Here is a 14,393-nt window from a genome sequence, read left to right as displayed (position 1 = left end):
ATGAAGTCTAGAAAGCTAGTATCGTTGATCTTAATTATTGCAATTGTAGGATTAATGGTATATACTGCATTCTTTGGAATCGGTACAGAAACTGTAGGTGTATCTTCAGTAGCAGATTCAATGAAACTTGGTCTTGATATTCAAGGTGGAGTTGTACTTGAATACGAGGCGATTGTAGATCCATCATGGACCGAAGAACGTATCCGCACAGAGTTAGACGGAACAAAAGCTGTAATGAGTACACGTATTGACAGTAAAGGTTTAATGGAGCCTAAGATTACTGTTAACTACGACAAAAGAAGAATCCGTGTAGAAATGCCGGGTGTTTCAGATGTAAATGAAGCTGCGAAATTTATTGGTACAACTGCAAAGTTAACTTTTCATAAGGTAGCTGAAGGTGAACTGATTGATCAAGCAGAAGTAGATGCAGGTAATGTACTTGTTGGTTCTTTTGATGCCGTTGAAATCATGGATGGTTCATCAATTAAGAACTCTGGTAGCAGATTCTTAAATACAGAAACTGGTGCAATAGGTTATGTTGTTGATTTAGAAATGGATAGCGCTGGTGCTAAGGCATTTGAAGAAACGACTCTTGAATATGTTCAAAGAGAATCTGGTTTTGGTATTATTGCTATTGCTGTAGATGGTGTTGTTATTTCAGCGCCGATCGCTGATTCTGTATTAAGTACAGGTCAAGTATATATCCGTGGTAACATGACTCAGTCTGAGGCAATTGATTTATCTTTACAGATCAAATCAGGTGCTTTACCACTTGAATTAGAAGAAGTTCAATCATCATTAATTGGTCCAACTCTTGGACAAGATGCATTGGATTCTGCAATTAATGCAGCTAAAATAGGTTTCATTCTTGTAGTAATATTTATGTTATTCTACTACAGAGTACCAGGTTTAGTAGCATCGTTTGCACTTATCTTATATTCTACAATTATTCTTTTCACAATGGTTGGTCTTCAAGCGACTTTAACACTTCCAGGTGTAGCTGGTATTGTACTTGGTGTGGGTATGGCCGTTGATGCGAATGTCGTGATTTTTGAGAGATTAAAAGAAGAACTTAGAAATGGCAAGACAGTTAGAGCGTCAATTAAGTCAGGCTTTAAGCGTGCGATGAGAACAATCATGGATGCGAATATTACTACTTTAATTGCAGCTGTTGTACTTTACAGTTTTGGTGAAGGTCCAATCAAAGGCTTTGCTACTACTTTAGGTATAGGTATTGTTGCTTCAATGTTTACAGCAGTTATCTTTACGAGAACTGTGCTTGTAAATATCGATGCATTAGGCTGGGTTAAGAATAGAAAATACTTTGGTGCATAGGAGGGAATATGGATATTTTAAAGCATTATAAAATTTGGTTTGCCATTTCTCTATGTGTTATCCTAGTTGGAATCGGCATGTTTGCTATAAATGGTTTAAATGAAGGTATCGATTTTCAAGGTGGTACACAAATTCAGTACAACTTAAATGAAACATTTGATACAAAAGATATTGAAGAAGGTCTTGATGGCGTTAACAAAGATTTAAACTCTGCAGTTATTAAGACTGGTATTGATGAGACAAGAGACCAAGAGGTTATCATCAGAACGACAACTTCTTTATCAGTTGATGATAGAGCTGAAATTGAAACAATGATCAAATCACTTTACCCAAATGCTGAGCATAGATCAACAGATCAATACAGTGCTAGTGTTGGTAATGAGATTAAGACACGTGCCTTATGGGCTGTAATCATTGCAGCTGCAGGTATGCTTGTTTACATCACTTTCAGATTTGAAATTGTGTTTGGTGTAGCGGCAATTTTAGCCTTGTTACATGACGTTGCAATCTTATTATCAGTTTATGCGATCTTCCAAGTACCTGTTAACTCAGCATTTATTGCAGCGGTATTAACAGTTGTTGGTTACTCAATAAACGATACGATTGTTGTATTTGATAGAATCAGAGAGAACGTTAAATTTGAAAAGCGTCCTGACTACTTTGAAATTGCAAACAAGTCATTAAAGCAGACGATTGTTCGTTCAATCAACACATCAGTTACAACACTACTGGTTATTGGTTCGCTTTATGTTTTAGGTGTTGATTCTATCAAAGAGTTAGCATTCCCATTAATGGCAGGTGTATTAGCTGGTACTTATTCTTCGATCTTTATTGCAAGTCCACTTTGGGCATTATGGAAGAGATCAAGAGCTGATAAACAACAACACTATAAGAGTGTTCAATAGAAATCTTGCTTAGAGCTGTGGCTCTAAGCTTTTCTTTTCTTTACATGAAGTAAAAATTAAACTATCATAAAAAGGGGAAGAGAAGAAGGTAAAATAAAAGTATGAGTTTACATAGTAAAAAATGGACAATAGAAAAAAATAAAGAGGTAAACCTTGATACCAAGGTTCATCCAATCATCAAGCAAATACTCGTTAACAGAGGTTATGATACTGAAAAAGATGTAGAGGATTTTTTAAATCCATCTATAGACTTATTGTATGATCCTTTTTTGATGAAGGACATGAAAAAGGCCATTGATAGAATTCGTGACGCCATGGACAATGAAGAATCCATATGGATTTATGGAGATTATGATGTAGATGGCATTACATCTATTTCAGTTCTTTTGATATGTTTTGATTTATTAGGTGTACCTGTTAATTACTATATTCCAAATAGGTTAGAAGAAGGTTATGGTCTTTCTGAATATGGTCTTAATAAAATCATCGAACAGGGTGGTGACTTGATTATCAGTGTTGATTGCGGTATCACATCAGTAGATGAAGTGGCCTTTGTTAACAAGATGAAAAAGGACATCATTATTTCAGACCACCACAATTGTCAGGAAGAAATTCCTGATGCTTATGCGGTCTTAAACCCTAAGCAGAGTGATTGTAACTATCCATTTGATATGCTGGCTGGTGTTGGCATTGCCATGAAAATTGTGCAAGGTCTGTTAAGAGACCGTTTTGTAAATCATTACGATTTGTTTATGGATGTCGTTGCTCTAGGTACTGTTGCAGATATTGCTCCTATTGTAGATGAAAACAGGTCGATTACAAAGGTCGGTTTAGATGTTATATCTAATACAAAAAACCTTGGTTTAAAAGCCCTTTTGGAAGTTTCTGAGCTTTTAGATAAAGAGATTAACACTGGACATATTGGTTTTAATCTAGGACCAAAGATCAATGCCGCAGGTAGAATAGGCAAGCCAGGTCTTGGTGTGGAGCTTCTAACAAGTAAGAATGAAGATGAAGCACTTCGTCTAGCCAAAGCCTTAAATGAGTTAAACATCGAGAGACAAGCCATAGAAAAAGAAATCGTAGAATCCATTGATGACTTGATTGAAGCACAAGTGGATTTGGAAAAAGAAAAGATCATTGTTGTTTCTGGTGTTGCCTGGCATACAGGTGTTATTGGCATTGTTGCTTCTAGAATAACTGAGAAATACCACAGACCATCCGTCATCCTATCCATAGAAGATGGTGTGGCTAAGGGGTCTGCCAGAAGTGTTGGAGACATCTCAATATTTGATGCCTTGAATGCTTGTAAACACCTTTTTATAGGTTTTGGTGGCCATAAGCAGGCTGCAGGTCTTTCTCTACATGAAAACGATGTTGACCAGCTAAGATTTGAAATAAATGAATACGCAAGAAAGCACATTACAGAAGAGGACCTAGTGCCTCGTGTTAAAATAGATTCTATTGTTCATAGTAATGAGATTACTTATGAAACATTAGATGCCCTAAATGAGTTAGAGCCTCATGGTCTTGGTAATCCCAAACCGTCATTTGTATACAATGGTTTAACTGTAGATAGTGTAAGGATGCTTGGTCAGGAAAAAGATCACCTTAAACTTATCCTACATGATGGTAAGAGAACTTTTGATGCCATTGGCTTTAGAATGGCAGAGGAGTTTAAAGACCTAAGGTCTACGGATCAATTGGATATGGTAATGACTTTGTCTAAAAATGTCTTCAGAGGCATTGAAACCATCCAATTTATGATCAAAGATATCAGACGTCTACAGCCTGACTATTATAAGGGCTCAGAAATTGGTAAATTATTTACAAAGACATTGGCACGTGCTTTATTTTATAATGGACTAGATGGTCCTAAGAGGCCATCGTATGCTTTTACTGATTTTGATACAACAAGTTCTTCAAGACTTGATTATTGTACTTCAAGTGGTGGTAGAAGATTAGTATTGGTACAATCTTTTTATTCTTTTATAGAATTGTATTTTAGATTAGATGACTTGGATGTGAGTTCTCAAGATATAAGGATCCACTTTAACGATATTTCTGAGAAATCATCTGTGGACATTGTGGTTAATCCAATCTTTAAAAATATAGATTTTAAAAATTATGATGAGGTTGTTGTCTATGACTTACTTTACAGTGAAGCATGGGCAGGCTTACTAGAGAACTACAGTCAATCGAGAATTAAGTATATGACCCAGCCTTATGTGGATGAAAAATCCCAAGCAGAGTTATTATACACAGCCATACCCCATCGTTTGGACTTGGTTGATATATATAAGGCTTTGTTGTCTGAAGAAGGTAAGTTAACCATTGATTTAGAAGATTTTTCGAAAATGCTTCATATGGATGTGATCAAGTGTGAGTTGTCTCTCAGGATATTATCTTACTTGAATTTGATTAAGCTCGTTGAATCAGATGCTTATCACATTGAAGTTTTACCTAGACCTAAAGAAAGGTTGAATCTGGAATCTTCAGATATATTCCAGAAGGTCTCATCAATACGAGATGAATTTTTCGATTATATAAAGATTTACAAGGAAATCATTAAATGATTACAGGAGGAAGTATGGATTTAAAAAGTAAAATAAGAACGGTAGAGAATTTTCCTAAAGAAGGTATCAGTTTTAAGGACATCACAACTTTACTGCAAGAGCCAGAGGCATTTAAGTTTGCAATTGCAGAACTTGTGAAAATTGCTGATGAGTATGATTATGATGTTATCATTGGACCTGAAGCTAGAGGATTCATCTTCAGTGCACCTATGGCTTATGAAGCAGGAAAGCCAATGGTTCTTGTTAGAAAACCAGGTAAATTACCTTCTGAAACAGTTAAGCACGAATATGAATTAGAGTATGGCACAGATGCTTTAGAAATTCATAAAGATGCCATTAAAAAAGGTGACAAGGTCTTGATCGTGGATGATTTACTTGCAACAGGTGGTACAACTAAAGCCGTTGCAGAGCTTGTAGAAAAGTTAGGCGCAGAAGTTTCAGCAGTTCTTTTTCTAATCGAATTATCATTCTTAGATGGTAGAGAAACATTAAAAGATTACACAGTTAGAAACGTAATAGAATACTAATCAAATGCCCGCTATTGTAGCGGGCTTTTTTAACTCTAATATAGCCTTTTATGTGTTGTTTAGGGAAGTGTTTTGTTATATAATAACTATATTAATCATTTAGTAGTTAGAAGGTGTAGTATGGAAATTAATGAGTATATTGAAAAAATTCAATCCATTAATAAAAATGTTAATATAGAAAAATTAAAGAAGGCATATGTTTACTCAAAGAAGGCCCATGAAGGCCAGTTGAGAAAATCGGGAGAACCGTTTTTTATTCATCCCCTTGCTGTTTCTTTAATTGTTGCAGAATTAGAAGTAGATTCAGACACAATTGTAGCTTGTTTATTACATGATACAATAGAAGATACGGATGCAGATTTCGAAGAGATTGAAGAAGAATTTGGTCACTCGGTTGCCCAGTTGGTAGACGGTGTGACAAAGCTTACAAAAATGCATTATGAGACAAAAAAAGAAATACAAGTTGAAAACCTGAGAAAGATGTTTTTAGCCATGGCCAAAGACATCAGAGTTATACTCATCAAGCTTGTAGACCGTCTTCATAATATGAGAACTTTAAAGTACCAATCTGAAGCCAAGAAGCAGGAAAAAGCACTTGAGACTTTAGAAATTTATGTACCAATTGCACATAGACTGGGTATTTTTAAGATCAAGGGTGAGCTTGAAGATTTATGTTTGCTTTATTTAGAACCAGAAGTATATTATGATTTATCATCAAAAATGAATAAAAAGTTATCTGAAAGAAAGTCTTACATTGATTCTGTAATCGCTCAGATTTCTGAATCTTTAGATGAAACCCATATGTCCTATGACATATATGGTAGACCGAAAAACTTTTATTCTATATACAAGAAAATTAAATATCAAAATAAAGAGTTTTCAGAGATATATGATATTACAGCTATTAGGATCCTAGTTGATACGGTTAAGGATTGTTATGCGGCGCTTGGTGTGGTCCATACTATGTGGAAACCACTTCCTGGCAGGTTTAAGGATTATATTGCTATGCCAAAGCCTAATATGTACCGTTCGCTTCATACAACCGTTATGGGCAATGAAGGGGAACCCTTTGAGGTACAGATTAGAACGCATGAAATGCACCGAGTATCAGAATATGGTATTGCTGCCCACTTCTCTTATAAAGAGAAAAAAGGCGTGTCTGATATCGATGAAAAACTTGTTTGGTTAAGACAAATGATGGAATGGCAAGGTGACATTGATAATCCTGAAGAATTTATGTCTTCTTTAAAGATTGATGTTTTAGACCACCAGGTATATGTCTTTACGCCACAATCAAGTGTAATAGAACTACCAGATGGTTCAACGCCAGTAGACTTTGCCTATAAGATCCATACAGAAGTCGGCAACAAATGTGTCGGTGCTAAAGTCAATGGTCGTATTGTCCCATTATCATATAAATTAAGCACGGGTGAGATTGTTGAAATTATGACTCAAAAGAACTCAAACGGTCCATCAAGAGACTGGTTGACTTTTGTAAAGTCTACCCAAGCTAAGAATAAAATCAAACACTGGTTTAAGAAAGAACGTCGCGAAGAAAACATTGAAAAAGGTCGCGAAATGCTTGAAAGAGAAATCAGAAAAGCTGGTTTTAAACCAAATGAGTTGATGCAGAACAAGTGGTTAGATCCTTTAATGGCAAGACTGAGTGTTTATTCTTTAGATGATTTATATGCTACCATCGGTTATGGTGGTATTATGATGAATCAGGTGCTTCCTAAGTTAAAAGAAGCTTATAGAAAAGAACACCAAAAGGAACAAGAACCAGAAGATATTACAAGCATTGAAATTAAAAAAGAAGAAACGAGAGAACAAGAGCGCAACAGGAAACGTGCGGGTCAATCAGTTGTTGTTAAAGGTTTAGATGACGTTTTAACTCGATTTGCAAAATGTTGTACGCCTGTTCCTGGTGATGACATCATCGGATACATTACAAGAGGTAGGGGGGTAACCATCCACCGCGCTGACTGTAAGAACTTTGAAAATACCGATGAGATGAAAAACAGATTTATTGAAGTGGCTTGGCATGTAGCTGAGACAGCAACATTTACAACTGAAATTCAAGTAATAGCACCAGATAGAAAGGGTCTTCTTTCTGAGGTTACATCTATTATTACCGCCATCAATTTAGTGGTTACAGGTGTCAGTGCCAAGCTTTTAAAATCAGGTGTTGCAGTTATAAATTTAAGTATTGAAGTAACAGATATAAATAAACTAAATAGCTTGTTGAGTAAGTTAAAGACTTTAGAAGATATTATAGAAGTAAAAAGAGTAACATCATAAGCTGGCAGATGCCAGCTTTTTATAGGAGGAAAAAATGAGAGCTGTTGTACAAAGAGTCAAGCATTCAAGTGTGATTGTTGACGAAGAGGTAGTAGGTAAAATCGGACCTGGATTTATGGTGCTTTTAGGTGTTGAAAAAGGAGACACTGAAAAAGACATGACTTATATAGCGGACAAACTTCTAGGGCTTAGGATTTTTGAAGATGAAGAAGAAAAAATGAATTTATCCATTCAAGATGTAAATGGTGAGATGCTTATTGTTTCTCAGTTCACTTTATTGGCTGACTGTAGAAAAGGTAGAAGACCTTCCTTTAGTGAAGCAGCTAGACCGGATGAAGCCAATGATCTTTATATGAAGTTGGTTTCTTATGTTAAAGAGTCTGTTAATGTTGAGACAGGTGTTTTCCAGGCGGATATGCAAGTGGATATTTGTAACGATGGTCCTGTAACTGTTATGTTAGATAGTAAAAAGAGGTTTTAATTATGATAGAAAGAATAGTAGTTGGAAAGTTTGCTGTAAATTGTTTTTTTGTAATGTGTGATGAAACAAAAGAAGCAGTTATAATTGATCCTGGTGCACAGGCAAATGTGATAGACAGACAAGTTAAAAAACATGAGGCAAAAGTGAAGTATATTGTTTTAACACATGGTCACGGCGATCACATAGGGGCTGTAGAAGAACTAAAGGCCTTATATAATGTGCCTGTCATTGCTTCAGAAGATGAAGATGATATGTTACAAAATCCTGATTTTAATGAATCTTCAAGGATTTGTGACCATGCCATCAGTTTTACAGCAGACCAGTACGTTAGAGATGAAGATGAATTGACTTTTGGTAACAAGACCATGAAGTTTATTATGACGCCTGGCCATACAAAAGGTGGGATGTGTATCCATATTGATGATCACTTATTTACAGGTGATACACTCTTTAACCGTTCTGTAGGTAGAACTGACTTGTATGGTGGCAGTCATCAGACCCTTATCAGTTCCATTGCATTTAAGTTGTTAAGACTTGATGATGAAACCAAGGTATATCCAGGACATGGCGCTATGTCCACTATAGGCTTTGAAAGAGAACACAATCCATTTATGTAGGTGAAAAATGAAAGTTAAGATAAATCACGAGTTTCATTATGAAGTTGAACATTTATTAAAAACTTTTGTCGACAAAGTTGATTTTGTAGATGATGATGAGGAACTGCTAAACACAATAATTGAAGAAGAAGATGCTTTTAGGGTGGAGGCGACAATTAAGGAGATAACTTATTCGGAGCTTTCTGCAAAAGATAAGAGAGCAGTCAAAAGGTCTAATTCAAGAGTGCTTTATGATTTGATGAGCAAGATCACTGGTAAAGTCAATCACTATGGTACTTTGGTTGGCGTCAGACCGGTCAAGCTCGTTCATGAAATGCTAGAGAAGCAGATGAGCGATCAAGAAATATCTGAAAAGCTTTACATGAATCACAGAATATCTGAAAAGAAGCGAGCACTCTTATTAGAAATCGGTAAAAGAGAAGCACCATATTTAGCAGATGTTTATGATGATTCATTGGTCAGTCTTTATATTTGTATTCCATTTTGTCCAACAAGATGTTTGTACTGCTCTTTTCCTTCAAATGATATGAGAAAAAAGGGTAGTCTTGTTGAAAGTTATTTAGAGTGTTTACACAAAGAAATCGACCATGCCTACGAAAATCTGATCAAATATGGTAAGAAAGTTGACTGTATTTATATTGGTGGTGGTACGCCTAGTATTTTAAGAGATGATCAATTTGAGACGCTTTTATCTAAGTTAGATAAGTATTTTGATACATCAAGTCTTAAGGAGTTTACAATAGAAGCGGGTAGACCGGATACCATAACTGCAGATAAGTTACAGGTCTTTAAAGACCATCATGTATCAAGAATCTGTATCAATCCACAGACAATGAATCAAAAAACACTTGGCTTGATTGGAAGAGACCATTCTGTAGATTCAATCAATTCTGTTTATGAGGTGGCGTCTGGCTTTGATTTTAGGTCCATCAATATGGATTTGATTCTTGGTTTACCAGATGAAGATTTAGAAGATGTTAAAAAGACAATTGATTCAGTACTCGACTTATCGCCAACCAACATTACGATTCATACGCTAGCTGTTAAGACAAGTTCTAGGTTAAAAGAAACCTTAGACAAGTATAATATGACTCAGAGTGAACTCGTTGAAGCCATGCTTGAGTATACTGAAGAAACAGTAAGAAAAGCAGGTTATGTACCTTATTATATGTACAGACAAAAGAACATGGTTGGCAACTTCGAAAATGTGGGTTACTGTAAACCTGGCTATGAATCTCTTTATAACATCAGAATCATAGAAGAAAAGCATAATATTCTGGCTTTAGGCGCTGGTGCAGTCTCTAAGAGGTGTTTTCCCAGAGAAGACAGATTTCAGCGTATAGCCAATATAAAAGGCATAGAGGCTTATATTGAAAGAATAGATGATGTTATTAAAAAGGGTCATACTTTCTTTGAAATGTAAGAACTTTAAGTCAAAGAAATTAGTTTACAAAAGTATAAGATTGTATTATACTATTTCTATATGAATATGAGGTACTCAAGAGGAGTATACAACAGGAATTCTTAAGCGAACTGGGTATGGTGAAAGCCAGTGTATGAGGGTTGTAGAAAGACACTTGAATCGTGTACCTATTTTGAAAGTGGGTTTAACCAATTAGGGTGGCACCGCGGGAGTAATCTCGTCCCTTGTCTTGTACAAGTGACGAGTTTTTTTGTTACTTGTAATCGTAAATGTTAAAGGACGAATGTCCTGAACTTAATTAGATTTGTAGGAGGCATTATGGCTGAATTATTGAATGGTTTAAAAAGAACACATTATGCCGGCTTATTAAGAGAAGAACACATCGATCAAAAGGTTGTGTTAATGGGCTGGGTTCAAAAAAGAAGAAATCTTGGTGGTTTATTATTCGTAGACTTAAGAGACCGTGAAGGTATTGCACAGGTAGTATTTGATACGGCAGTATCAGAAGAGGCTTTTAACAAGGCGGATGCTATCAGAGGCGAGTATGTAATCGCTGTAGAAGGTAGAGTTAAGTTAAGACAAAGTATAAATGAAGATATTCCTTCTGGTAAGGTAGAAGTATTTGCTGAAAATATCAAGGTACTTTCAGAATCTGAAGTACCGCCAATTCACATCAACGATGAAGATGGGGCTGGTGAGCAATTAAGATTAAAGTATAGATACTTAGACTTAAGAAAGCCTAAGATGTTTAGAAACTTAAGATTCAGATCAACAGTAGCGTCTGTATTTAGAAACTTCTTTGATGGTGAAGGTTTCTTAGAAGTTGAAACACCATTTTTAAACAAACCGACACCAGAGGGAGCAAGAGACTATTTAGTACCTTCAAGAGTTAACCCTAACAAGTTCTATGCTTTACCTCAATCACCTCAGCTATTTAAGCAGATGTTAATGGTATCAGGTGTAGACAGATATTATCAAATTGTTAAGTGTTTCAGAGATGAAGACTTAAGAGCTGACAGACAGCCTGAGTTCACACAGGTGGATGTTGAGATGTCTTTTGTTGAAGAGCAAGATGTCATGGCAATCAACGAAAAGTTAATGCAAAAGATTTTTAAGGAAACAATTGGCGTTGATCTTCCAGTACCATTTATGAGAATGCCTTATAAAGAAGCCATGGAAAGATTCGGTTCAGATAAGCCAGACTTAAGATTTGGTTATGAGTTAAAAGCCCTTAATGATGTCGTTGAAAACTGTGGTTTTGGTGTGTTTGCAGATACAGTTAAGGCTGGCAAAGATGTAAGAGCCATCAACATCAATGAAGGTGCTGGTGAGTTTTCAAAGAAGGGTATGAAAAACCTTGAGAAGTTAGCAAAAACTTATGGTGCTAAAGGTTTGGCATGGATGAAGTTAACTGAAGAAGGCCTTGATTCTCCAATTGCTAAGTTCTTAACAGAAGATGATGTAAAAGCTATTACAGAAAGAATGGAAGCCAAAGCTGGCGACTTAATCTTATTTGTAGCAGATGAGCCATCTGTTGTATATGCCACTCTAGGCGCATTAAGATGTGAGATTGCTAAGAAATTAGATAAGATTGAAGAAGGCGACTATAAGATTCTTTGGATCAATGAATTCCCATTATTCGAGTATTCAGAAGATGATGATCGTTATGTTGCTAAACATCACCCATTTACTTCACCTTTAGATGAGGATATGGACATGATTGAATCTGATCCTGCTAACTGTAGAGCAAAAGCTTACGATATGGTTCTAAATGGTTCTGAAATCGGTGGTGGTTCTATTAGAATCCACAACACTGACTTACAAGCAAGAATGTTCAAGGCGCTTGGTTTTTCTGATGAAGAAGCACAAGCTAAGTTCGGTTTCTTACTAGATGCCTTTAAATATGGTGTACCACCACACGGCGGTATTGCATATGGTTTAGATAGAGTGGTTATGGAACTGCTTCATATCGACAATATCAGAGACGTTATTGCATTCCCTAAAACACAACAGGCAACATGTCTTTTAACAGATGCGCCAGCACCTGCTGAAGATGCACAATTAGAAGAGTTGTTCTTAAACTTAGTAACACCAGTTAAGGATGAAGAATAAGAGAAGTTGGCTTTATGCCAACTTTTTTGTGTGCGCGTGGCAGCGCATTATTCTAATGGGTGAAAGTCCCTAATGCACCGAGACAAGCGGAAGCATATAGTTGAGCATTACTGCATCTTCGTGAGGAGTTGTGGGGAGGTCTGTAAGACAAAATTCAGCACAGAATCACTATTAATATCCCATGCTAGCTGGCTAAGAGCGGATGACCTTGTACAAAGTGGGTAGTCCTATACTGTCGAGAACACTCTAAGTAAGTTATGAGGGCTGCGGCTGAAGGAAAGAATAATGACGTGACCCATGGAGATCTCATTGACTCCTTTAAGGTAATGTGGACCAACGGCGGTATGCCGAAGCAAACATGATGGTCAGTGAGAAGTCAGAGCACTATATATTAGTAACAAAGTCTAGGCGAAGAAGTCTGGCGACAGATGGAGATGTGGTACCTAGATGACCTATGCTAAGATGTATAGGACTAAAGACGACCCAAAAGGCGTCTATTAGATGCGAAGGATAGTGTCCGCAGAAGATTGAAAACACAGATATGACTGATAAAATGAGCAAGCAGAAGCTGGTGAGGGAGAAAAGACCGCAGAGCCAGGGTGGAACATCAGGGTACACCGTTTGCTATAAGGAGACTATAAGAGGACGTTAAAGAAACGGTACATTATAAGTTGACTTGATACATAAACATTAGACAGAATCAGAGATTGTTTTCAACGAGTAGGAGTAAAGAAAAACTAAAGGACGGTGGTAAATGTAGTGTATGAAAAGGTACACGCAATGTCTAATTTAAAAGAAGCCTTTCAAGCAGTAAAGAGAAGTCGTGGAGCTGCTGGAGTGGACAATGTGACGATAGCTGATTATAAGCATGATTTGGATGGCAATCTAGAAGCTCTTCAAACTAAGTTAATAAAACAAACATACGTCCCAAGACCGGTAAGGCGAGTATATATAGACAAACAAGATGGTAGTAAAAGACCGCTTGGGATACCAACCGTGGAAGACCGTATAGTACAACAAGCATTACGTCAGGTGATAGAACCGGTATTTGAAAATAAGTTTCTAGACTGCAGTTATGGGTTTAGACCAAATAGGAACTGTCATCAAGCAGTAGAAGATGTAAATAAGAACTTAAAGCGCAAATACAGATATGTAATTGATGCAGACCTGAAATCATACTTTGATATGATAAACCACGATTTACTTCTGGACGAGATAGCTTTAGAGATTGAGGACAACGATATACTTTCCTTAATAACTAAAACATTGAAATCTGGGATATTAGACTATGGTTGTTATCAAGAGACTGTACGGGGCGCGACTCAAGGCTCGAATACAAGTCCATTATATGGAAATGTTTTCCTGCATCCGATGGATAAGTTATTAACAGAGAGAGGACATAAAGTTGTACGTTATGCAGATGACTTTGTGATACTCCATACATCAAGAAAAGGCGCAGAACGAGTACTAAAATCGTTAACGAAGTTCTTAAAGGACAAGTATAAGTTAATACTTCATCCCGAAAAGACGAAGATAATTGATACATTTGAAGAGCAGTTTACATTTCTAGGCTTTGTATTCAACAAAGGTTTCTTAGGAATAGACAAGATACGTGTGAAAGCCTTTAAAGAAAAAATTAAGGCATTAACGAGTCGAAATCAAACTGTAAATATGATGTATTCTCTCAAATACAAATTTAACTCAATAATTCGAGGATGGGGAAACTATTATGGTAAAGGCAATGTGAAGAGTTTATTTAAAGAGCTGATGAGTTGGATTAAACGACGGCTTAGAGGCATGCAAATGCGAAGCTGGAAAACGCCGAAGAAATTTAACAAGGCGTTACGCAAGGCTGGATGGAAAGGTGAAATAGACTCAATAGCAATTAGAGGTTGGAGAAACACTAAAACAATTCAATCACACATAGCTATGTCAAACAAATGGTTTAAAGAACAAAGTTTGGTCGATTTAGTGGACATTTATGATGAATTCCACCCCCAAAGGGGATAACAGCGGAGGAGCCGGATGCGATGACCCGCACGTCCGGATCTGTGAGAGGCGTATAAAGAGATTTATACGCCTACTCTATTGTTTTTGTCAAATATTTGGTATATAT

The 14,393-nt window shown here is 36.5% G+C and carries 10 protein-coding genes; all 10 read left to right on the top strand.

Translation table 11 applies throughout. From position 1 onward, the window contains the following. The 10 genes from secD (at position 1) to ltrA (ending at position 14,287) form a co-directional block, all read left to right on the top strand. Entirely contained in the window at positions 1–1,335 is a 1,335-nt protein-coding gene (gene secD, locus EZV73_RS12115; RefSeq protein WP_240840583.1) for a protein translocase subunit SecD, read from the top strand. Between the two features lie 8 nt (positions 1,336–1,343). Beyond that, positions 1,344–2,240 (top strand): protein translocase subunit SecF, encoded by an 897-nt coding sequence (secF, locus tag EZV73_RS12110; protein ID WP_240840582.1) that lies wholly within the window; start codon positions 1,344–1,346, stop codon positions 2,238–2,240. Between the two features lie 101 nt (positions 2,241–2,341). Beyond that, positions 2,342–4,816: a single-stranded-DNA-specific exonuclease RecJ gene (gene recJ, locus EZV73_RS12105; RefSeq protein ID WP_240840581.1), complete on the top strand. Its 2,475-nt coding sequence runs from the start codon at positions 2,342–2,344 to the stop codon at positions 4,814–4,816. Between the two features lie 14 nt (positions 4,817–4,830). Beyond that, on the top strand, positions 4,831–5,343 hold the full coding sequence (locus tag EZV73_RS12100; protein ID WP_240840580.1) for an adenine phosphoribosyltransferase: 513 nt from the start codon (positions 4,831–4,833) through the stop codon (positions 5,341–5,343). A 120-nt stretch (positions 5,344–5,463) separates the two neighbouring features. Continuing rightward, positions 5,464–7,644, top strand: coding sequence for a bifunctional (p)ppGpp synthetase/guanosine-3',5'-bis(diphosphate) 3'-pyrophosphohydrolase (locus EZV73_RS12095; RefSeq protein WP_240840579.1), 2,181 nt, complete (start codon positions 5,464–5,466; stop codon positions 7,642–7,644). A gap of 34 nt (positions 7,645–7,678) precedes the next feature. Further along, on the top strand, positions 7,679–8,125 hold the full coding sequence (gene dtd / locus EZV73_RS12090) for a D-aminoacyl-tRNA deacylase (protein ID WP_240840578.1): 447 nt from the start codon (positions 7,679–7,681) through the stop codon (positions 8,123–8,125). 2 nt (positions 8,126–8,127) lie between these two features. Then, on the top strand, positions 8,128–8,742 hold the full coding sequence (locus EZV73_RS12085; RefSeq protein WP_240840577.1) for an MBL fold metallo-hydrolase: 615 nt from the start codon (positions 8,128–8,130) through the stop codon (positions 8,740–8,742). Positions 8,743–8,749: 7 nt separating this feature from the next. After that, positions 8,750–10,165, top strand: a complete 1,416-nt coding sequence (gene hemZ / locus EZV73_RS12080; RefSeq protein WP_240840576.1) for a coproporphyrinogen dehydrogenase HemZ — start codon at positions 8,750–8,752, stop codon at positions 10,163–10,165. 318 nt (positions 10,166–10,483) lie between these two features. Next, positions 10,484–12,277, top strand: a complete 1,794-nt coding sequence (aspS, locus tag EZV73_RS12075) for an aspartate--tRNA ligase (RefSeq protein ID WP_240840575.1) — start codon at positions 10,484–10,486, stop codon at positions 12,275–12,277. A 759-nt stretch (positions 12,278–13,036) separates the two neighbouring features. Continuing rightward, positions 13,037–14,287 carry a group II intron reverse transcriptase/maturase gene (ltrA, locus tag EZV73_RS12070; protein WP_240840574.1) on the top strand — a complete coding sequence of 417 codons (1,251 nt, stop codon included), beginning with the start codon at positions 13,037–13,039 and terminating at the stop codon, positions 14,285–14,287. The last annotated feature ends 106 nt before the right edge of the window (positions 14,288–14,393 follow it).

The organism is Acidaminobacter sp. JC074 (genome assembly GCF_022496765.1).
Taxonomy (GTDB): Bacteria; Bacillota; Clostridia; order Peptostreptococcales; family Acidaminobacteraceae; genus JABXKX01.
This window is presented reverse-complemented; position numbering and strand designations above follow the sequence as displayed.

Excerpts from the sequence above, each read along its gene's own strand:
- secD (WP_240840583.1), top strand. The coding sequence starts at position 1 with ATGAAGTCTAGAAAGCTAGTATCGTTGATCTTAATTATTGCAATTGTA.
- EZV73_RS12095 (WP_240840579.1), top strand. The coding sequence starts at position 5,464 with ATGGAAATTAATGAGTATATTGAAAAAATTCAATCCATTAATAAAAAT.
- recJ (WP_240840581.1), top strand. The coding sequence starts at position 2,342 with ATGAGTTTACATAGTAAAAAATGGACAATAGAAAAAAATAAAGAGGTA.
- secF (WP_240840582.1), top strand. The coding sequence starts at position 1,344 with ATGGATATTTTAAAGCATTATAAAATTTGGTTTGCCATTTCTCTATGT.
- EZV73_RS12085 (WP_240840577.1), top strand. The coding sequence starts at position 8,128 with ATGATAGAAAGAATAGTAGTTGGAAAGTTTGCTGTAAATTGTTTTTTT.
- hemZ (WP_240840576.1), top strand. The coding sequence starts at position 8,750 with ATGAAAGTTAAGATAAATCACGAGTTTCATTATGAAGTTGAACATTTA.
- EZV73_RS12100 (WP_240840580.1), top strand. The coding sequence starts at position 4,831 with ATGGATTTAAAAAGTAAAATAAGAACGGTAGAGAATTTTCCTAAAGAA.
- dtd (WP_240840578.1), top strand. The coding sequence starts at position 7,679 with ATGAGAGCTGTTGTACAAAGAGTCAAGCATTCAAGTGTGATTGTTGAC.
- aspS (WP_240840575.1), top strand. The coding sequence starts at position 10,484 with ATGGCTGAATTATTGAATGGTTTAAAAAGAACACATTATGCCGGCTTA.